Genomic DNA, 19,703 nt, shown 5'->3' with positions numbered 1-19,703 from the left:
AAAGATCGCCCGAAAAGTTTTCCATTTGCTTTCGGACATTCGACGTGGATGTCGAGCTGATCTCAAATGAAAAGCGATTATTGGACGAGGCGTTCGCTGTTGCTGAGAGGTCATTACTGGGCAACATAGTGTTAGCGGATAAGCCGGTTATGGGTCAATATCAACGATTTGAACTGCTTCGGACAGGGAATCGTTATTATCGTGTCCTTCTGAACGGCCAACAAATATCGTCGGGCCCGGCACGCTGGAAGTTTTTGAAATTCTTTGACGGATTGCTCCGAGTCACCGTTGGCGAACATTCACCAAATTTGGTTTTCTTACATTCCGGCGTTGTTGCCTGGAAAGGGAAGGCGATACTGCTTCCGGCAAATAGCTTTGATGGAAAGTCAACGTTGGTAACCGAATTGGTGAAACTCGGGGCCGTTTATTATTCCGATGAGTTTGCGCTTGTCGATAAGGAGGGCAATGTTCATCCATTTGCCCGACCGATCAACAGACGCACCGATGACGGCCGTTTCGTTCCTTATGAGATCTCGCTGACTGACCTTGGGGCGAGTATCGGAGCTGTTCCCGTTAAATGCGGGGTTCTCTTTTTCACGAAATTTTTAGAGGGAAGCCGCTGGCAGCCTCGTATGATCAGCAAAGGGGAAGCATTGCTTGAATTGATCGCTTTTACCTTACCGATAAGGGCGAACCCTGAATTTGCACTTTCGGTCTTGAATAAATTGGTCGATGATGCGATATTACTCTCGGGTCGTCGTTCTGAAGCCAAACTATCTGCAATTAGACTTTTGGATTTGATTGACAAATCCAATAAGTAGAATAGACGGAAGTTATTTTTGAATAACTTTGTCACGCAGAAGAACAAAAATACGCATATACAGAATAGATATATTATTGTAGATATACATGGAGGAAGAATGCGAATGATTAGCAATCCGGTTGCGCGAAGATCCGGTCTTGTTGTGCAGGAAATGGAAAACGAGGTGCTCGTCTATGACGTCACTCGGAACAAGGCTCATTGCCTAAATGGGACCGCAGCCAGCGTCTGGCGCGAATGTAACGGTGAACGTACTCCGGAACAGATCGCCGAGGGCCTGGCAATTCAGATGGGCGTGACTGTACCTGTTGAGCTTGTTTGGTTGGCGATCGAGCAGTTCGCCGATTCTGAACTCTTGGAAAACAGGGAAATTCGTCGCAGCACGCAGAGATCGCGTCGAGAAGCCATTAAGACTATCGGGTTGGCAACGATGATCTCGTTGCCGGTGGTGGCATCGTTGGTTGCTCCGCCTAACGCTCTGTCGTCGTCGTCCTGCGTTTGCACGAGCCCGGCGGCATGCGCAACGCAGACGTCATGCCCATCGACAACGAATTGCAACGGTTTGGGAGTTTGCACGCCGTAGGCTGCAGAGTGAATTGATCTTTGTCACCTGACCGAAACGGATCGGGGGTAACATTGTTTGAATATTTTCGATGGTTGGTGCTCGTAAGACTTGATTTATCAAAAGTTACGTGCAATAATCCTTTCGAGTTTGAATCTTTTACAACTTTACCTTTGGCAGACACAATTTCGGAATGCGACGTAATGTCGAGAGGAGTTGGACATTAGTTTCGCCTTAGGCTAGATTTACTAGTAGAACATTTGCGTGGAGGAGAACATGAATAATCCAAACAACCCAATTGCCCGTCAGAACGGTATAGTCGTGCAGGAGATGCCCGACGAGGTTCTGGTATACGATATGGAGAGCAACAAGGCCCACTGCCTCAACCAGTCTGCGGCGTTGGTGTGGAAGTCCTGCGACGGCTCGCACTCAGTGGCCGACATCGTGAAAGAATTTGACAAAGCCGGAAGCGGTCAAGTGTCAGAAGACTTTGTATGGCTCGCCATCGATCAGCTCCGTGAGAACGGTCTGATGGCTGACGAACTTTTACCAAAATTTTCGGGCCAGTCCCGCAGGCAAGTGTTGAAGACGATCGGGCTCGGAGCAATGGTCGCTCTCCCGGTCGTTGCATCTCTCGTTGCACCGAAAAATGCACTTGGCTCCGTTTCATGTGCTTGCCAAGTCCCGGCGAACTGTTTGACGCTGGTGTGTCCGTCGACTGCCAACTGTAACCAGAACGGAATTTGTGCTCCGGACGTCCCGCAGCCCCGATCTTAGGTTTAACTCCACGGTTTTGGGTAGCAGAGAACACTTTCCTCTGCTACCCTTTTTCTGTGTCTTCTCAAGGACGATCGAGATATTCTACGAAAGATGAGCTGCGCTGGGCGGTCCTTCAGTCATCATTACAAGAGCAAATGGCGGGTCGGGCCTTTTCGCTATTTCGTGAAGCCGGTATTGAGCCAATCTTGATAAAAGGCCCCGCCGCAGGTATCTACTATCCAAAGGATGATCCCAGGAATTCCATCGATCTCGATCTAGCTGTTTCCAAGACTGATTTCGATCGAGCCTTGACCCTTTCCCGAAGCTCTGCCGCGGCGGGACTTGCCATCGACGTCCACAAAGGATTAAGGCATCTGGACACGAGGCCTTGGGACGATGTCTTTGGAGACTCGCAGATGGTACGAATGGGCGGTGTTGACGTAAGAATCCCGAAACCTGAAGATCATCTCAGGATACTCGCCGTTCACTGGCTTAATGACGGAGCGAGCGATAGAGACAGGCTGTGGGATATGTTTTACATCGCCCACAATAGATTTGCACCTCTTGATTGGGACGCTGTTTTCGCTCCCGTAAACCCAAAGCGGCAACGATGGATCGCATGCACCATCGGCCTCGCCCATCGTTATCTTCAACTTGATATTTCTTTGATACCGTCTAAATATCGAGTTACCGATCTTCCCGATTGGCTGACGAAGTTTATTGAAAAGGAGTGGGAAAGAAAGGTTGTCACTCGGCCTCTCCACACCAACCTTACGGATCCAGCCGAGTTTCTTGGGCAGTTGAAAGCACGTTTAAGGATGAATCCGGTTTGGGCAACAGTTCATATGGAAGGAAGCTTGGACGCCCCGATCAGGGCACATTATCGTATTGGCAGTGCAGTTTCACGGATCCCTGCGTCAGCTCTGCGGATATTCGCAGGACTTTTCAAAAAATGACGAACTTTGCCGCTACGCGATCATTGACTCTTTCCATCGAGGCTGCGATCGCAGGCGGAAGTATCGTGCTGACGGAGAACGGGACATATCTGGGGGAATGGATAGGTAAAAGCGATCGCCCACGTTCGGAAGAAATACTCGAAAGAGTATCAGACCTTCTGCGGGCTTCGGGCAGACGCGTCGGTGATATCGGCATATTTGCTGTTTCGGCCGGACCCGGAAGCTTCACGGGTATTCGCATCGGTATGTCGACCGCCATGGGGCTCGCCAGCGGATCCGGAAAGCAGTTGGCCGCCGTCAATCTTTTTGAAGCTATTTCATTCTCATCGGGCGTAGATCATCCTCATTTGATCTATTTGCCAATGGGCCGCAGCAAGGCCGTGGCCTATCTTTTCGAAGGATCTAATAGATTCCATGAAAACGGATGGCCAGTCGTTGTCGAGCGTGAGGATCTTAAAGGGCTTTCATCATCGAAAGATCCCCAAACCACTCATTTATTTCATTCGTCACTGGCAGAACATTTTCAGGGCTGCATCCGGGCCCATGATATCGGGCACAATATGGCCCATGCAATATCAAAGTACGTCTATACGCTGGGCTTTCTTACGACGGGTCCCCTATTTGTCGGCGGCACTATCAGCTGATGAGCATCGAAGACCTACATAATAAAGACGTTTATCAGGTTAAGGCAGCCGACCCATCGCATATCAGCGAATTGATAAAGATCGGAGACGAAACAGGCCTCAGCCCTTGGTCAGCGCAGAATTATCTTGACGAAATGAAACGTGATGACTCTGTGATCCTCAAGATCTCAGACGATCACAACCAGATCTCCGGTTTTATTTGTGGAAGAATACCTATTTCGGAGCTAGGGGAAGCGGAGATTTTCAACATTGCGGTGAGGCCGGCTTTTCGCGGCAAAGGACAGATATTGCTGGACGAGTTCCTGGAGATGTGTCGCCAACGCGGGACCCGAAAAGTTTGGCTTGAGGTTAGAGCCTCGAACGAGAAAGCTCACAATTTCTATGCGAGGAACGGATTCGTCCGCAGCGGAATTCGCAGAAACTTCTATTCTTATCCTGTTGAGGACGCAGTTTTGATGTGTCTCACTGTGGAAAATGAATCGGCTTGATAATTTATTCAGTTGGGTCTAATATGAAACTTACCCTAGCAACCTTTTTAACAGTGCCGGGGCACAAAAAATTGACAAGTGAGGAATACGCGATATGGACATGTCAACGACTGATGCGGTAAGGGATGAACTAATGAAGAGCAACCCTGCATTCAGAGAATTGATTCATCAGCATCAGGATTTTGAACGACGTTTGGACGAACTCGCACATCTATCCTACCCGAGTGAAGACGAGCAGCTTGAGGAGACCACGCTAAAGAAAAAGAAACTACAGGTCAAAGACGAGATCTATGCCATGATGCAGGAATTCACCGTATCACACTAGGTCGAAATCTGATATTTTCATTCAGCGGCGTTCCCGGAAATAGGGTACGCCGCTTTCTTATTACGGACACTTTGAAAGTGAATAGCGGACGATACCTTGACCAATACTGATCACGAAGCCTTCTTCAAGACGCACCAAAGAAGGCGTTGATTTATCAGACTGTTCGATCATTACTCGCCCGGCCACTCGACCGGTTTTTACTTCGATCAATTCCCAAAAGGCCGCATCCAGGACCTTAGCAGCAGCATATTCTGAGTTCACGATCGTGAGATCGGTTATGCGCCCGCCTAATCGACGCTTCCACCTCAGCGAGCCATTTCTATGGTCAAATGAATAGACGAAATTATCGTCGGACGCGGCGATCACGTTCACTCGGTCATTCAACAGGTTAGAAATGCGGCCTCCCGCCCGAAATTTCCAATTCAGCGTTCCAGCTCCGTTGCGGAAGGACCGAAGATCACCGTTCGCAGCCCCAACCAACAGCGATGTACCAAAGTGCATGGCTGTTACCGGTGCCCGTAATGTTCCGAATCGCTGTAGCTCACCGCCATCAACTGAAGACAAAGATACTGCCGTTCCGTCTTTTTTCAAGATCCAAATGTCGTCCTCACCGCCTTGGACCAGAGCTGCGATCTCACCGTTGAAGGGTCTATTCCACGACTCCTCACGGCTTTCAATATCGATAGCAAGGACCGTGGCCGCGTTGAAAAGGTATAACAGAGGGCCGGCTCCGCGGATAAGCCTCCATCCGCTGCCGCCCGCCAGCTCTCGACTGAATAACGGCAATCCCGTCTGAAGGCTTACCTCGCGAAACCAAGCTTTGTTATCGCTCGTTGAACGCGCAACAAAAAAGATGCCCGAGTCACTAACGACCAAATTCGAATCAAGTTGGCCAACCTGCTCGCTCTGCCACAGCTTCTCCCCATCGCTAGAAATGCGTATGATCGAGGCTGACCGATCTGCGATCGCGACACCGCCCTTTAATCCAACAGCGTCATATACTTCAAATTCGTCCTGCTCGAAGGACCAACATCTTGAGGCGTTTATCTGGTCACCCACATTTTGTCCGAGAAGCGGCTGGAAAGCCGCTATAGATATGCAAATAAAGAATACGGACAAGCGAAGCATAAGTGTGGAAAGGCAGCAGAGGGATCGCTATCAAAACGTCAGATTTTAGCATAGCCTATCAACGTGTTATATTGATGCAATTCCGTTACGGAAGGTTTTTCGCAAATAATTCACAGAAGAGGAAATCCAATGTCATTCAACAAAATAATCATCGTCGGAAATCTTGGCCGGGATCCCGAATTGAGGTATACGCCACAGGGTGTCGCCGTTTGCAGTTTTACGATGGCCACCAATGAAAAGCGGCGGGACAAGTCCGGCGACCTCCAGGACCTCACTACTTGGTTCAAGGTGACACTTTGGCGTCAACAAGCTGAAAATGCGGCAAAGTATCTCTCCAAGGGAAGTCCGGTTTATATTGAGGGCCGGCTTAGAATAGAAGAGTGGACCGATCGCGATAATAACAACAGATACACGCTTGATGTACAGGCGACCGACATGCAGTTCATAGGGTCACGATCTGACGCGGCGTCAGACTATTCCGGGGCGTCGCACGACAACGAGCCTTCATTTAGCGGACCGCCGCAGGAAAGGGAAGGGAGCACGAATGAGGGACGATCACCGGCGACGGGCGGCGTCGACGATGACGACATTCCCTTTTAGGCTAGCATCGACAATTTTCTAATAGTTCCGTCAGGCCCTCGTCCACTCCAAGCTACGAGGGCCTCTTTCATCATTCCGAAACCCATTGCCCCATTTTCCTGAATTTCGCATATCGCTCCGCCAACAATTTGTCTGGCGGCAACGAAGAAAGGGCATCGATCTCATCAGACAATGCTTTCCTCAAGGTGGACGCGATCGAATCAAAGGCTTCTTTTGAGCTGTCGTCATCGCCTGCAGGCATGGTCCAAGGCTCCGGTTCCGCGATGATCTTGTCAATAATATCGAACTTTTTCAGTTCTGCTGCGGTAAGTCTGAGTCCCGCGGCGGCGTCAGGCGCCATCGCGGCGTCCTTCCACAAAATAGCCGCGCAACCTTCAGGTGAGATCACGGAATATACAGCATTTTCCATCATCAGCACCCTGTCACCTATCCCGATAGCCAAAGCACCGCCGGAACCGCCTTCGCCGAGGACCACAACAACGATCGGCACTTTGATCCGGGCCATTTCTCGGAGATTAAAGGCTATCGCCTCTGCCTGACCGCGCTCCTCAGCATCGATTCCCGGATAAGCACCCGGAGTATCGATAATGGTGACGATCGGACGCCCAAATTTTTCAGCGAGCCGCATCACCCGCAGGGCCTTGCGATAGCCCTCCGGTTTCGGCATTGCGAAATTACGAAATCGTCTTTCGTTGAGGTCGCGGCCCTTCTGCTGTCCAACCACACAGACCTCTGTGTCACCAAGTCTCGCAAAACCCGACAACATCGCGGGATCGTCGGCGAATCGGCGGTCTCCGTGAACTTCAACAAAATCCTCAAATACAGTGGACAGCAGGTCCAAAGCATAAGGTCTTTCGGGATGTCTGGCGGTCTGAACTCTTTCGAATGCGGTCGCTTTCATATTTGAATTCTATGCTTTGTTTACGATCTCGGCAATCATCGATCTAGCCCGCATCAAAACTGTCAAGATGGCTACGTTAGGATGTCCAATGCAAAACCCATTCCCTCGACGTCGCGTTTCATTTGAATGCTGGGCGAGATACGCAATGAGCGTGAATCAAGCGTCACCGTCACGCCCTCATTGTTCATAACAAGCTCAACGCTGCAGCGGCCCCGCTGTCGCTCTAGAGCTGAAAACAGTCTTTCTACAGAAGCTTCATCCAGTTGATCCGGTTCGATCGTTATCACCACCTTTTTTGCCATCGAAAGAAGCATTTCTTCGATGGCCCGCAAGTCCGTCACTTTGAACGACGGATCTTGCCCTTCGTTGGTCTCAATACGCCCCTCGACCGCGAACATACCCGAGTTCGGGAGTTTTGCCGCCAACTTCTCAAAATTTGCACCAAGCACAGCGCATTTGATGGTGCCGGAACGGTCCTCCAAGCGAAAATTAGCGAAACGCCGTCCCTGTTTGCTGGTTCGGATCTGGAGGCCGCTGATGTTTCCGGCGATCGTCACGGGATTACTCGACGCCCTGTCTATCCCTTCTCGTATTAGGATGACGCCCGCCGAAGCGAGTACATCTTTGAAAGAATCGAGTGGATGTGCGGAGAGGTAGAAGCCCAATGCGCTCTTTTCCCGCTCAGCCATTTCGGCTATGCTCCACGGTTCGGCGTTCGAAACAGCGAACGGCACGTCCGCCACTGATCCGGCTGCTGCGAACAAGCCGCCTTGTCCTCTAACACGGTCTTCGTATGCGCGGCTTCCGGCCTGCAAAGCCGCGTCGATCGATGAGAACATCATTGCCCGCCAGGCGGCCACCGACTGCCCGGAAGAATTCAGTGAATCGAATGCCCCTGCCGACACCAAGCTTTCCAACGCACGTCTGTTCAGGTTGCCCGCCTGAAGTCGCGTACAAAGATCGATCAAAGACTTGAACTTGCCGGTGGAACGGGCCTCGATTATTGGACGGATACTCGAAGTACCCAAACCTTTGATCGCTGTTAGCCCATAGCGTACAGTATCGCCAACGGGCGTGAACATCTCATCGCTTTCGTTAATGTCGGGAGGCAGAAGCTCGAGCCCCATGGTCCGCAGCTCTGCGCTGTATTTGTAGACCTTTTCGCTGTCCTGAGCCTCATGCGTCAGGACCGAAGAATAAAAGTAAGCAGGGAAATGTGCCTTCAAATAAGCGGTTCTGAACGCCAATATGGCATACGCCATCGAATGGCTGCGGTTAAATCCGTAATCTGCAAATTTCGCCATCAGGTCGAAGATCTCCGCCGCGATCTTCTTATCGAATCCATTCGACGTTGCCCCCTTGATGAACCTGTCGCGATGGGCGTTCATTTCGGCAACTTTTTTCTTTCCCATTGCCCGACGCATCAGGTCGGCTTCGCCCAGCGAGTAGCCTGCAAGTTTCTGCGCAAGCTGCATGATCTGTTCCTGATACACGAGTACACCAAAAGTGTTTCCTAGGATATCTTCCATTTCAGGAAGAACGTATTCGACCGGCTTTAAGCCCTTAAAGCGGGAGATAAAATCCTCAACCATGCCGCCGTCCAGCGGGCCGGGACGATACAGAGCATTTAAAGCTGATAGATCCTCGAGTTCTTTGGGGCCCATCTTTCTGCAGATCTCCTGCATGCCCTGCGATTCAAATTGAAAGATCGCTTCCGTCCGGCCGTCCGCGAACAGCCGCAACGTTTTCTCATCGTTCGTCGGTATCTTGCTCCAGTCTATCTCTACGCCAAGCTTGTCTTTGATGAGCGTGAGGCAGTCATTTATCACCGTCAGCGTTGTCAGCCCGAGGAAATCCATTTTGAGCATGCCGACCTTTTCCAGGTCGCCCATCGGATATTGGCTGGTCAGTTCATCCTTATCAGAAACCGCAACAGGAACGAGTTCATGCAGGGGCTTAGGGCTGATGACAACGCCCGCCGCGTGTACGGATGTGTGCCGTGATCCGTTCTCAAGTTTCAGCGAAAGCTCTATCACCTCTTTCGCACGCATATCGGAAGTCATCAATTTCCCCAGTTCGGGCACTTCTGATATTGCTTCTGAGATACTGACATTTCTGCCGCGGCGAGGCGGCGGTATTAGCTTTGCAATATTGTCCGCTTCCTGAGGCGTCAATCCCAGAACCCTGCCGACATCCTTAATGACAGCCTTGGAGGCAAGCGTTGCAAACGTGATGATCTGACAAACCGACTCTCGCCCATATAGTTCAACGACATGATCGATCACTTCGCTGCGGCCGCGGATGCAGAAATCAATGTCGATGTCCGGCATCGATATCCTCTCAGGGTTTAGAAATCGTTCGAAAAGAAGATCATATTGAAGCGGGTCCACGTCCGTAATTCGCATGCAAAAGGCGGTCAATGATCCCGCAGCGGATCCGCGGCCCGGTCCGACCGGGATATTCCGCTCGCGTGCGAACTTGATAAAATCCCACACGATCAGGAAATAGCCTGGAAACCCCATCCTTTCGATTATCTCGATCTCTTCGCGAAGTCGATCCTCATATTCGGACAGTTCGTGTCTGAGGGTTCCGAGTTCCTTCATCGGCTCCCAATCCGTCTTCTTTCGCTCCTCAAAACACTCCCAAAGGACCTTCTCGAAATATCCATTCGTATCGAGTGCTCCGAGTTCAAGGGGAATAGGGAATTCAGGCAGCTGCCGGACATCATCGCCCTGCGGGATATCAACATTGCAGCGGTCGGCGATCTTAACAGTATTCTCGAGAGCTATTGGAAATTGAGATCCAAGCTCCGCCCACATTTCGTCAGTGGTCTTTAAGTAATTCGAAGTTTTTATCAATGTTCGCCAATCGCCGTAAAGTGTGCGGCCCTCGCGAATGCATTTTGCGACCTCATAGGCCGCGGCGTCTTCCGACCGCAAATAATGAACGTTATTTGAGGCTACGAGTTGAAGTCCGTTCGAACCGGCAAATTCCGCGATCTTTGTAACAAGAGCCGACTCTCTGGCATCGTCCGGAGGACAAATCTCCAGAAACAGGTCGTCTGTCCCGAAAATGTCGCTTAACGATGCCGCGAGACCCGTGGCTCCTTCCATTTCATCCTGAGCCAAGAAATAGCCTATCGGGCCGTCAGAAAAGCAGGAAATGCAGATAAGCCCGCCGGAGTTGGCAGCCAATAGATCCAGGTCCACACGAGGACGATGAAAAAGCCCTTCCGTATAGGCTTTTGACGAGATCCGAATTAAATTGTCCAGTCCGTCCGCATCCTTTGCCAGCAGAACAAGATTATAAAAGGGCCTTTCATTGCCCACCTGCATTGATGTGCGGTCAAAGCGGCTGCCGGTGGTCAGGAATGCCTCGTAACCGATTATCGGTTTGAGCCCTGCATATCGCATCTCGTTGAAAAACGATACGGCGCCGAACATATTTCCGTAATCTGTTATGGCGCATGCGGTCTGCCCGGTCTCCTTAAGCCGTTCCGTCAAAGGTTTAAGTTGGATTGCGCTATTCAAAAGGCTATAATCGGTGTGCAAATGGAGATGAACAAAGTCTTTATTTAGGTCTTTTTTGGGGCGTGTATCGTCTGACATATGAAGAGAGTTTATATCGAAACATTCGGGTGTCAAATGAACGTTTCCGATTCGGAAAGGATAGCGACAAGTTTGTCGAATAATGGCTATCAAATGACCTCGGATGAGGCCGACGCCGACGTAGTTATCCTAAATACTTGTTCGGTGCGTGAGCGTGCCGAGCATAAGCTCTACACACGTGTCGGAGAAATACGGCATTCGGGCCGCAAGAAACCGGTGGTTGGAATTACGGGATGCGTTGCACAACTCGATGGAGAAACGCTCTTTGATAAGATAGAAGGAGTCGATTTTATCATGGGCACGCGAGCAACGGGCCGCGTGGTAAACATAGTAGATTCAGCATTTACGCAGCGTAGGCGATTAGTTGACCTTAACGAAAGGGAAGACGAATATGACTGGACCGTCGCCGATACGCACCGTCACTCGCCCTACGTAGCTTTCGTTCCCATCATCGAGGGCTGCAACAAATTCTGCACGTATTGTATAGTTCCTTTCTCCCGCGGACGCGAAAAGAGCCTTCCGGCAAATGAGATCGTAGCTCAGGTAGAGAAATTAAAGGATTCGGGTGTAAAAGAGATCCATCTCATTGGACAAAATGTGAACAGCTATCGGCCCGTCACAAATGAAGGCCTAGACGGATTTGAAGGGAAGTCAGCATTTACAAGGCTTTTAAGGGCCGTTGCCGCCACCGGTATGGAACGTATCAAGTTTACGACCTCGTTCCCGAGAGATTTTCGGGACGAGATCGTGGATGCGATCGAAGAAAATAAAAATCTTTGCAATTGGGTGCACCTGCCGGTTCAATCAGGCAGTGATCGCATTTTGGAGAGAATGAAACGCGGACATACGATCGCCAAGTATAAGGAAAAGATCGATCGCATAAAGAGATCCCACCGAAATATCGCTCTTACGACCGACATTATTATTGGATTTCCGGGCGAGACGGAAGAGGATTTCGAAGATACCGTGAAGCTGTTCGAATATTGTGAGTATGACAGCGCATATATTTTCAAATATTCGCCTCGGCCCGGGACACCGGCTTTCGAAATGGAAGACGATGTCACGCCTGCTGACAAGACATTGCGATTTCTCAAACTTCAGGAGACGCAAAAGAAGATCGAGCAACGTATACATCAAAGATATCTTAAGCAGGTGCTTAAGGTACTCGTCGAAGGCCGCTCCGTTCGCACAGAAAACGGTTATGTGGGCCACTCTACGTGCCATAAAGTAGTCAATTTTGTTTCGAAGGACGAGCCCCTTGGCGAGGTCGTGAATGTCCGCATCACCGAAGTTAAGTCAAATTCGCTCTATGGAGAGGTGGCCTGATGCCTGAAGATCGTAATCTGATCGAAGTAAAGATCGGAGCTTTGATAATGGATCCGAACACCAATTCTCCGATCGTAGTGCTGAAAGGCGTCGAGTCGGAAGCTGTCCTTCCGATATGGGTTGGGGCATTTGAAGCCAACGCCATCGCTCTTGAGATCGAAAAGGTCCTTCCTCAGCGGCCGATGACTCACGATCTGCTGCGAAACCTGATCATTCAATGCGGCCTTGAAGCTCAGAGGGTCATCGTAACGGACCTTGCCGAGAATACCTTCTACGCACGCGTTGAACTGATAGATGTGCATAGCAACGAGGTCTCACTCGACGCACGTCCGTCAGATGCGATCGCTCTTGCCCTGAGGCTTGATTGCCCAATATTTGTAGACCAGGACGTTCTGGACAAGTCGGCAGCCGAAAACCAGCCGGGGCCCACTCCGACGGACGACGAGCCGCCGGTGGAAGAATGGCCCGAGCTGATCGGCTGAAAGTACATAATCTCGATTATCAGACGCAGAATGTTTGATGAGATCACACCCTTGCAGCCCGCGGTGTCCGGCCTTTTGTGTTTTTGACACATATTCCCTTATTAGCTACAATTGGAGTTTTGCTATATTTCGCAATCAGCAAACTTTTAAAATCTAGGCAGGAGTAATATAACTTTGAGCAACGGTAATTTTCTATTCACTTCCGAATCGGTAACGGAAGGCCACCCCGACAAGATCGCTGACAACGTATCTGACGCAATTCTCGATGCGATCCTCGAACAAGACCCTATGGCTCGTGTCGCGTGCGAGACCATGGTGACCACCGGACTTGCGGTAATTGCCGGTGAGATCACGACCACCGCGAACGTCAATTACAAACAGATCATTCGAGACACTATCCATGAGATCGGCTATAACGACGCTGAGTTTGGATATGATTCGAACACCTGCAGCGTCATTGACGCAATCGGCACCCAATCACCTGACATTGCGCAGGGCGTTGACACCGGAGGAGCGGGCGACCAGGGGCTGATGTTCGGTTTTGCCTGTAATGAAACGCCTGAGCTCATGCCTATGCCTATACAGATGGCTCACAACCTGACCCGCAGGCTTTCGCAGGTGCGTCGCGACGGTACAATTCCCTACTTGCGGCCCGACGGCAAATCTCAGGTCTCTATCGAATACCGTGACGGCAAACCGTTCCGGGTAGAGGCCGTTGTGATCTCGACGCAGACCGCAGATCTCGACATTGAAGATATCCGAGCCGATGTAATGGAACATGTGATCAAGCCCGTCATTCCAGGTGAGCTTTTGGACGACAATACGAAGTACCACATTAATCCGACAGGAAAATTCGTTATCGGCGGCCCCATGGGCGATGCCGGATTGACAGGGCGAAAGATCATTGTCGACACCTATGGCGGCTATGCTCCGCACGGCGGCGGCGCTTTTTCCGGCAAGGATGCGACGAAGGTAGACAGATCTGCGGCCTACATGGCTCGCTACATCGCCAAGAATGTTGTCGCTGCAGGACTTGCAGACAAGTGCACATTGCAGCTCGCCTATGCGATCGGCGTTGCCGAACCTGTCTCGGTTCTTATTGATACGCACGGCTCCGGCGTGATCGACGATGAGAGGATCGCGGATATTGTCAGAGAAAATTTTACGCTTACACCCAAGGCGATCATTGAAACACTCGATCTTCGCCGTCCGATCTTTAAGCAGACCGCTCGTTTCGGTCACTTTGGGCGTGCTAACGACGAGTTTTCATGGGAAAGGACCGACAAAGCTGAGGCTCTGAGGTCGGCAGCAATGGAACATAAGGGAGTTGGAACCAATGGCTAATCCGGTAACATCAATGGAATACGATATCAAAGACATCAACCTCGCTCCGCAAGGTAAACAACGCATCGAATGGGCTGACCGCGAAATGCCGGTTCTCCGCCTTATTCGGGAGCGGTTCGAGGCTGAAAAGCCGTTGACCGGCGTCAAACTCGTCGCGTGTGCTCACATTACTACTGAAACGGCAAACTTGGCCCGGACTCTGCAGGCCGGCGGTGCCGAGGCGACATTGATCGCGTCAAACCCGCTTTCCACTCAAGACGACGTCGCGGCTTCACTTGTTGCCGACTGGGGCATCCCGGTGATGGCGATCAAAGGCGAATCTACTGAAACATATGTTCGTCACGTCAGGGCGGCTCTCGACACAAATCCCAATATGATCATCGACGACGGTTCTGATGTCGTCGCTACGATGATCAAGGAAAAGCCGGAGCTGACGAACGGCCTGATCGGCACGACCGAAGAGACCACGACCGGCATTGTCCGCCTTAAGGCGATGGTGAAAGCCGGCGTGTTGAACTTCCCTTCAATCGCTGTAAACGACGCCCAAACAAAGCACTTTTTCGACAATCGCTATGGGACCGGCCAGTCAACGCTCGACGGCATTATCCGAGCAACGAATATTCTTTTGGCAGGCAAAACGCTCGTTGTTGTCGGTTACGGCTGGTGCGGCAAAGGCTGCGCGATGCGTGCCCGTGGATTGGGAGCTAACGTGGTCGTAACGGAGATCGATCCGATCAAGGCGATCGAGGCCGTGATGGACGGATTTCGTGTAATGCCAATGAAAGAAGCTGCCAAAGTCGGCGACTTTTTCGTAACCGTAACCGGAAACCGCCATGTCATTGATAGAGAACACTTCGAAGCGATGAAGGACGGTGCGATCGTTTGCAATAGCGGCCATTTTGATCTTGAACTCAACCTCGACGCCCTAAAGGAAATGTCGCAGCCTGCTGTTATGCGTCGGCCCTTTGTTGAGGAATATGTGACCAATGCGGGCAAGAGCGTTATCGTGTTGGGCGAAGGCCGCCTGATCAACCTTGCAGCTGCTGAGGGCCACCCGGCGAGCGTAATGGATATGTCATTCGCAAACCAGGCGCTTTCTGCTGAGTATCTCGTGAAAAACCGCGGCACTTTGCCGGCAGGCGTCCATGTACTTCCTGAAGAAGTGGATCAAGAGATCGCATCGCTCAAGCTTAGGGCAATGGGCGTTTCCATTGATTCTCTCACTCCGGAAATGGTCGAATATATGTCGAGCTGGGAAACCGGAACGTAAATCAAGCACAAAACTAACAAAAGGCCGGCGTTCATCGCCGGCCTTTTTATGTTCGAATTCGAGAGATCAGAAGAACTGAAAGCATAAGGAACACACCGATCGGGCCCCAAACCGCAACTAACGGAGGCAAACTGCCTGCTCGACCCAGTTGCTCAGCACCACCTGAGACCAGTACAAAGATCAGTGAAAGCCCGACAGCCTTCGCGACCGCATAAGCCCTTCCCTTACTGCTTAGGCTGAGGCCGAATGAGATAGCCATCAACCCGAACAAAAGCGGAAGGATCACAACAGACAAGCGTTTCTCAATTGCTATCTGCAAATTCCGAGACCCGCTGTCCGCCGAACCTTCCTCCAAAACGGAACGCAAATCGCTTAGGGATCGATGATTGGGATTGCCCAGTTCCCCCACACTGGGATCACGCATCTCCTCGAGCCACGCTTCGTTGGGTTCCCGTTCAGTGACAGCCCCCGGGATGATCTTAAGCTCTTTCACTTTGCCGGATAACATGTATCTCCCCGAAGACCACGAAGCACCATCGCTCTGGTACAGATGTTGCCGGTCGCTTCCAAATGCATTCTTAACTATCGTCAATTGCCTCGTAGTATTTGTCCCCAATGCTACATGGTTATCAGATGCAAATATTGCGGAGGACTGCATGTAAATAGCCGAAGTTCCGACATGCCACTGCCCATCTTTTGGCGTGCTTTGGCTGCCCCTTGACCTCAGCGCGCTGCGCAATTCGTCTTGCTGCTTGTTCATTTCGGGCGAGATCACGTCAGCGATAGCAAAATTTAGCAGCCCAATACCCAGCATTACTAATACGCCGGGCACTATTAGGCGGTATCCGCTGACACCGCTGCTTGCCCAGGCTACCACCTCGTTTTGACCTGACTTTATTGCATAAGTGGTCAATGCGGCCAGCATTGCAGAGATCGGTGCGATCTGAAGATAGACGTATGGGATCATGAAAAGAAGATATTTCAACAGCAGAACTATCCCTCCTTCCATTGCTCCCGCGAACTTCCAAAGCTCAAAGGCGGTGAACACCAAAAATATGACGGTCAAAAAGATCACCGACGTCACATAGTGTTTTACAAGTGCGACTGAAAATTCGAAGTCTCTGATGCCGGAAGAGACGTCGAGTATCCGGTCGAATAATGACGGCGTGTCACTTTTCCTTCTCCCTCGAAATCGTGATGAGACCGCGTCAGCCACATCGCCGGCGATCGTAGATCTTGGCATTGAACGGAGCAGGAAAATTGCAGCAATTGAACCCGCAATTGGGAGCAGGATCGACGAATATATAGGAACCGTTCCGGTTCTTGCTAGCTGTTCGCCGAAAAATGTAAGCAGATAAAACCCGACCAATATTCCGAGCGAGACCAGGACACCTACACCTCGTCCGCGACGCCTTACCCTTAAGGCGACAAAAGTACCCAATATCGAAAACAACACCGGCGCCGCCGAAAGCAATATTCTCCTTTGCTGAATGAGCCTTGCTTCGATCTTTTCCGAACCGCCTTTTTCAGCTGCATATTCTGAAAGTTCGAATATTCCAAGCTCCTCGGGCGTTAGGTTTACTTCACTGAGACGCTTCAAAAGTGCCTCCCTTCCCGTCTGGACCCCAAATCTGACCTCGCCCGCTGTTTCAACGGCAAATTTGCTGTCCGCTGCTGCCGGAAAGGTAGTGACCAAGGCCCGCTCAAGAACAAGTTCTGATCGGTCGCCGGAAACATCGAGCCGCCCGGAGTTTGCCGTTATCAGACGCACTCTTTTATCCGGGTTGGAATCGCTAAAGATCATGATGCGTTTCCAGATCCCGTTCTCAATATCACCTTCATCGACGTAAACCGTTAGTCCAGCCATTTCGGTCACAACACCGGGCTCGATCGGATCCTCAAGCTTTCTGATGGCCGATTGGGTGGCGACCGATCGAACCATCGCGGCGGCGGCCGGCAGTCCGATCGAGTTGACCATAAATGCAAAAGCGGAAACTACCAACCCGAAAAGAGCTATAGGAAGTACGATCTGCAATGGCCCGTTTCCGGCAGCCATAGCAGCCGTTATCTCGTGGGCCTCCTCCAGCCTTGCCAATCCAATGATCGTGCCGACCAGAAGAGCCATCGGTGCTGTGAACGAAATAACGTTAGGGATCAACGCGATCGAAAGCTGGAACGCTAGAGCGAGCGGTATATCAATATCGAAGAGTATCTCAGAAAATCGGCTCGCCTGTTGTACGAACAGAACAACGCTGAGTAGAACCCATGCAGACAAAAAGTAGGGTACGATTCCACGAATAAAATATCGGAATAGGATCGGCCCCATCTTTAATTCAATTCCTTTGCAGATAACGACCTAATTCCGCGAATTGTTCCGAAAGGTTTGCCCAATGCCCCTTCCAAGAGCCTGTCGGCGATACCCTCAAGACTACTCAATTCGGCGGGCACGGCTCCCGAGATCTGTCGGCAAAAAACACCTGGATGTTGTTTCAGTAAATACCGCGCGATCTTAAGAGCTCCCGAGCGCAATTTGTCCTTAGATCTGATGCATTGTCCGCAGATAATTTGCGAGGCAGCAGTGATATCGGATTCGGCGTCATCCGCGATTCGCGTGCCGCATACGTCACACCTGTTCAGGTCCGGCAAATACCCTGCAAGCCGCAGGAGCCACACCTTAAAATACGGCCGGAGAGCAAAAACCTTTCCCGTGTCCTCTGCCAAAACTACAACGACGGCCTTGACAAGGCGAAAGAGTTTTTCATTAGGCTCTTGAGCGGGCGTCATAGACAACAGCAATTCGGTCAAATGTGACATATCCTGCAACACCGCAGGATCACTCGCAAGGCTGAATGATGACCACTGAAGTTCGACCGACCGCAGGCCGGCAAGTTCTTGAGATTCTTTCTGAGCGTAAGCGACCGAAGTGATCGAGAGGAATTCGAGTGAGCTTCCGAACTTGCTCTTTGAACGTTTCGACCCTTTCGCAACCGCCCGGATCAATCCATGATCGGCCGTCAGCATTACGACTATCCGATCAGCGTCAGACAGATCATATGAACGAAGTATTATTGCGTCTGACTCAAACAGCGCCACTGTGGTTTACCAAGGAATAAAATAAAAGACCCATGCCAATAGCAGGCTGATGCCAAGGAACTGTCCAAAAACTTTCAGTCCGTGGAGGATACGGCCTTTCAGGTCACCACTAAAAAAAACAGCGAAAGCGATCGAGACGAACAAAGCAAAACCGACGAGATAAAGAAAGTGGATCATTTTTTCCTCCCGGCGGCAATATCAGCTACATCAATAGCGGCAAGGTAGTTTAGCAGTCCCGCGACCTCCAGGAAGCGGCCGCCATACTCGAAGGTAGCCAACGCGGCAACCTGAGGGGACGGTGTCGACGACATCAGAAAACTCACGATCCCGCCTAAGCCATTTCCAATGCGGGCAAATACATTCAATAGGTACAACAGCTGCCCGTCCTGAAACGAAAATCCAGGGTAATGGGATCCACCGCTGATCAATGCGATCACGAACATGAGCCAAACTGTACCGGCAATAATCGCACCGCGAACAAACCTTCCCTGCACGATGTAGCCGCTTCCCGGTAAGAGCCAAGTCATTATCCCGAGTAAATAGGGGTTTCCCATATATTTAATCCTTCACCTCACATATCATACGCAACCTATTCAATCTGTGACACTTATGCTGTTCTATTTCGCGATATCTCAACAAACACTTTAAATATTTCCTTTGAGACCGGGTCATGGTCAAACGTCATTTCCGGATGCCATTGCACGCCCAAAGCCCATCTGCCGTTGCGTGTGTCTTCGATGGCCTCTATCACCCCATCGGATGCCCAAGCAACTGCCGCAAGATCGCGTCCAACGCTCTTTATCGCCTGGTGATGCGAAGAGTTCACCCTAATTTCCCCGTCAGCAGAGCGCACGGGATCTAATCTTGAAAGCATGGAGTCCGCCTCGATCGAAACTGAGTGTGAATTCCGCTCATATGGCATACCTTGATCGTGCTTTAGCGTGGTTAATCCGCCGGACGCCATGTCCTGAATTAGCGATCCACCGCGGAAAACATTTAGCACCTGCATTCCAAAGCAAATAGCGAGGATCGGAAGGGCATTCTCTTCCGCAAACCGCAAAGCTAGAAGGTCAGTTTCGTCCTTCTCGGGAATCACCGTTCCTAATAGAGGCTCAGGTTCCTCACCGTAATACGACGGATCAACATCCGTGTTGCTGCCGGGCAGCAAAAGCCCGTCAACGCAATCAATCATCTGCCGAACAAACTCGGTTGTCGGTATCAGCGGGATCAAGATCGGAATACCGCCAGATGCCTCAACCGCTGTGCAATAACGCCTGTCGAGGTAGTACCTTCCGGTACTAAGTTCAAGGCGAGTTGTTATTCCGATCCTAGGGCGGCGCACCATTGACCATTCAATGTTCGGACAAATGCCCGAGCGATGTCAATTTGAGCATTTG

The 19,703-nt window shown here is 50.9% G+C and carries 20 protein-coding genes; 12 read left to right on the top strand and 8 right to left on the bottom strand.

Features of this window, described 5'->3' with window-relative positions; all coding sequences use genetic code 11:
* Nucleotides 1-80 precede the first annotated feature (80 nt).
* From IPM50_00515 to IPM50_00485, 7 genes are all read left to right on the top strand, one after another.
* Nucleotides 81-821, top strand: a complete 741-nt coding sequence (locus IPM50_00515) for a hypothetical protein (GenBank protein ID QQS33101.1) — start codon at nucleotides 81-83, stop codon at nucleotides 819-821.
* 99 nt (nucleotides 822-920) lie between these two features.
* The gene (locus tag IPM50_00510) at nucleotides 921-1,403 is read left to right on the top strand and encodes a PqqD family protein (GenBank protein ID QQS33100.1); all 483 of its coding nucleotides are present in this window, start codon (nucleotides 921-923) and stop codon (nucleotides 1,401-1,403) included.
* Nucleotides 1,404-1,658: 255 nt separating this feature from the next.
* On the top strand, nucleotides 1,659-2,159 hold the full coding sequence (locus tag IPM50_00505) for a PqqD family protein (GenBank protein QQS33099.1): 501 nt from the start codon (nucleotides 1,659-1,661) through the stop codon (nucleotides 2,157-2,159).
* Nucleotides 2,160-2,215: 56 nt separating this feature from the next.
* A complete protein-coding gene (locus IPM50_00500; GenBank protein ID QQS33098.1) occupies nucleotides 2,216-3,097 on the top strand; it encodes a nucleotidyltransferase family protein in 882 nt (293 codons plus the stop codon).
* The gene (tsaB, locus tag IPM50_00495) at nucleotides 3,094-3,741 is read left to right on the top strand and encodes a tRNA (adenosine(37)-N6)-threonylcarbamoyltransferase complex dimerization subunit type 1 TsaB (protein QQS33097.1); all 648 of its coding nucleotides are present in this window, start codon (nucleotides 3,094-3,096) and stop codon (nucleotides 3,739-3,741) included. The genes IPM50_00500 and tsaB overlap by 4 nt, the downstream gene beginning before the upstream one ends.
* Nucleotides 3,741-4,229 carry a ribosomal protein S18-alanine N-acetyltransferase gene (rimI, locus tag IPM50_00490; GenBank protein ID QQS33096.1) on the top strand — a complete coding sequence of 163 codons (489 nt, stop codon included), beginning with the start codon at nucleotides 3,741-3,743 and terminating at the stop codon, nucleotides 4,227-4,229. The genes tsaB and rimI overlap by 1 nt, the downstream gene beginning before the upstream one ends.
* Before the next feature lie 94 nt (nucleotides 4,230-4,323).
* A complete protein-coding gene (locus IPM50_00485; protein QQS33095.1) occupies nucleotides 4,324-4,554 on the top strand; it encodes a YdcH family protein in 231 nt (76 codons plus the stop codon).
* A gap of 60 nt (nucleotides 4,555-4,614) precedes the next feature.
* On the opposite strand, the gene IPM50_00480 is transcribed toward IPM50_00485, so the two are convergent.
* Entirely contained in the window at nucleotides 4,615-5,613 is a 999-nt protein-coding gene (locus tag IPM50_00480; GenBank protein QQS33094.1) for a PQQ-binding-like beta-propeller repeat protein, read from the bottom strand.
* A 198-nt stretch (nucleotides 5,614-5,811) separates the two neighbouring features.
* Here IPM50_00480 and IPM50_00475 point away from each other — a divergent pair, with 198 nt between their 5' ends.
* Entirely contained in the window at nucleotides 5,812-6,282 is a 471-nt protein-coding gene (locus IPM50_00475) for a single-stranded DNA-binding protein (GenBank protein QQS33093.1), read from the top strand.
* 70 nt (nucleotides 6,283-6,352) lie between these two features.
* Here IPM50_00475 and IPM50_00470 read toward each other — a convergent pair whose 3' ends face one another.
* Together IPM50_00470 and dnaE are read right to left on the bottom strand one after the other, a co-directional pair.
* A complete protein-coding gene (locus tag IPM50_00470) occupies nucleotides 6,353-7,183 on the bottom strand; it encodes an acetyl-CoA carboxylase carboxyltransferase subunit alpha (protein QQS33092.1) in 831 nt (276 codons plus the stop codon).
* Between the two features lie 71 nt (nucleotides 7,184-7,254).
* Nucleotides 7,255-10,791, bottom strand: a complete 3,537-nt coding sequence (gene dnaE, locus IPM50_00465) for a DNA polymerase III subunit alpha (protein ID QQS33091.1) — start codon at nucleotides 10,789-10,791, stop codon at nucleotides 7,255-7,257.
* On the opposite strand from dnaE, the gene miaB reads away from it, so the two are divergent.
* From miaB to IPM50_00445, 4 genes are all read left to right on the top strand, one after another.
* Entirely contained in the window at nucleotides 10,792-12,117 is a 1,326-nt protein-coding gene (gene miaB, locus IPM50_00460) for a tRNA (N6-isopentenyl adenosine(37)-C2)-methylthiotransferase MiaB (GenBank protein QQS33090.1), read from the top strand. It begins immediately after the preceding gene.
* Entirely contained in the window at nucleotides 12,117-12,599 is a 483-nt protein-coding gene (locus IPM50_00455) for a bifunctional nuclease family protein (GenBank protein ID QQS33089.1), read from the top strand. Before miaB ends, IPM50_00455 begins: the two co-directional genes overlap by 1 nt.
* A 174-nt stretch (nucleotides 12,600-12,773) precedes the next feature.
* Nucleotides 12,774-13,943: a methionine adenosyltransferase gene (locus IPM50_00450; protein QQS33088.1), complete on the top strand. Its 1,170-nt coding sequence runs from the start codon at nucleotides 12,774-12,776 to the stop codon at nucleotides 13,941-13,943.
* A complete protein-coding gene (locus IPM50_00445) occupies nucleotides 13,936-15,213 on the top strand; it encodes an adenosylhomocysteinase (GenBank protein QQS33087.1) in 1,278 nt (425 codons plus the stop codon). The genes IPM50_00450 and IPM50_00445 overlap by 8 nt, the downstream gene beginning before the upstream one ends.
* A 46-nt stretch (nucleotides 15,214-15,259) precedes the next feature.
* On the opposite strand, the gene IPM50_00440 is transcribed toward IPM50_00445, so the two are convergent.
* Genes IPM50_00440 through IPM50_00420 form a run of 5 tightly spaced genes read right to left on the bottom strand, consistent with a single transcriptional unit; the run spans nucleotide 15,260 to nucleotide 19,651 of the window.
* The gene (locus tag IPM50_00440; GenBank protein ID QQS33086.1) at nucleotides 15,260-17,488 is read right to left on the bottom strand and encodes an LptF/LptG family permease; all 2,229 of its coding nucleotides are present in this window, start codon (nucleotides 17,486-17,488) and stop codon (nucleotides 15,260-15,262) included.
* Nucleotides 17,489-17,541: 53 nt separating this feature from the next.
* A complete protein-coding gene (recO, locus tag IPM50_00435) occupies nucleotides 17,542-18,306 on the bottom strand; it encodes a DNA repair protein RecO (protein QQS33085.1) in 765 nt (254 codons plus the stop codon).
* Between the two features lie 6 nt (nucleotides 18,307-18,312).
* On the bottom strand, nucleotides 18,313-18,483 hold the full coding sequence (locus IPM50_00430) for a hypothetical protein (GenBank protein ID QQS33084.1): 171 nt from the start codon (nucleotides 18,481-18,483) through the stop codon (nucleotides 18,313-18,315).
* Complete coding sequence (locus tag IPM50_00425) at nucleotides 18,480-18,860, bottom strand: hypothetical protein (protein ID QQS33083.1); 381 nt, start codon at nucleotides 18,858-18,860, stop codon at nucleotides 18,480-18,482. The genes IPM50_00430 and IPM50_00425 overlap by 4 nt, the downstream gene beginning before the upstream one ends.
* 53 nt (nucleotides 18,861-18,913) lie before the next feature.
* Nucleotides 18,914-19,651 (bottom strand): gamma-glutamyl-gamma-aminobutyrate hydrolase family protein, encoded by a 738-nt coding sequence (locus IPM50_00420; protein ID QQS33082.1) that lies wholly within the window; start codon nucleotides 19,649-19,651, stop codon nucleotides 18,914-18,916.
* Nucleotides 19,652-19,703: the final 52 nt, after the last annotated feature.

It is taken from the genome of Acidobacteriota bacterium (assembly GCA_016700075.1).
Classification (GTDB): Bacteria; Acidobacteriota; Blastocatellia; order Pyrinomonadales; family Pyrinomonadaceae; genus OLB17.
The sequence above is the reverse complement of the archived record's forward strand: the minus strand, read 5'-3'. Positions and strand labels throughout refer to the sequence as shown.

Excerpts from the sequence above, each read along its gene's own strand:
- IPM50_00510 (QQS33100.1), top strand. The coding sequence starts at position 921 with ATGCGAATGATTAGCAATCCGGTTGCGCGAAGATCCGGTCTTGTTGTG.
- IPM50_00505 (QQS33099.1), top strand. The coding sequence starts at position 1,659 with ATGAATAATCCAAACAACCCAATTGCCCGTCAGAACGGTATAGTCGTG.
- tsaB (QQS33097.1), top strand. The coding sequence starts at position 3,094 with ATGACGAACTTTGCCGCTACGCGATCATTGACTCTTTCCATCGAGGCT.
- rimI (QQS33096.1), top strand. The coding sequence starts at position 3,741 with ATGAGCATCGAAGACCTACATAATAAAGACGTTTATCAGGTTAAGGCA.
- IPM50_00485 (QQS33095.1), top strand. The coding sequence starts at position 4,324 with ATGGACATGTCAACGACTGATGCGGTAAGGGATGAACTAATGAAGAGC.
- IPM50_00475 (QQS33093.1), top strand. The coding sequence starts at position 5,812 with ATGTCATTCAACAAAATAATCATCGTCGGAAATCTTGGCCGGGATCCC.
- IPM50_00470 (QQS33092.1), bottom strand. The coding sequence starts at position 7,183 with ATGAAAGCGACCGCATTCGAAAGAGTTCAGACCGCCAGACATCCCGAA.
- dnaE (QQS33091.1), bottom strand. The coding sequence starts at position 10,791 with ATGTCAGACGATACACGCCCCAAAAAAGACCTAAATAAAGACTTTGTT.
- miaB (QQS33090.1), top strand. The coding sequence starts at position 10,792 with ATGAAGAGAGTTTATATCGAAACATTCGGGTGTCAAATGAACGTTTCC.
- IPM50_00455 (QQS33089.1), top strand. The coding sequence starts at position 12,117 with ATGCCTGAAGATCGTAATCTGATCGAAGTAAAGATCGGAGCTTTGATA.
- IPM50_00445 (QQS33087.1), top strand. The coding sequence starts at position 13,936 with ATGGCTAATCCGGTAACATCAATGGAATACGATATCAAAGACATCAAC.
- IPM50_00430 (QQS33084.1), bottom strand. The coding sequence starts at position 18,483 with ATGATCCACTTTCTTTATCTCGTCGGTTTTGCTTTGTTCGTCTCGATC.
- IPM50_00425 (QQS33083.1), bottom strand. The coding sequence starts at position 18,860 with ATGGGAAACCCCTATTTACTCGGGATAATGACTTGGCTCTTACCGGGA.
- IPM50_00420 (QQS33082.1), bottom strand. The coding sequence starts at position 19,651 with ATGGTGCGCCGCCCTAGGATCGGAATAACAACTCGCCTTGAACTTAGT.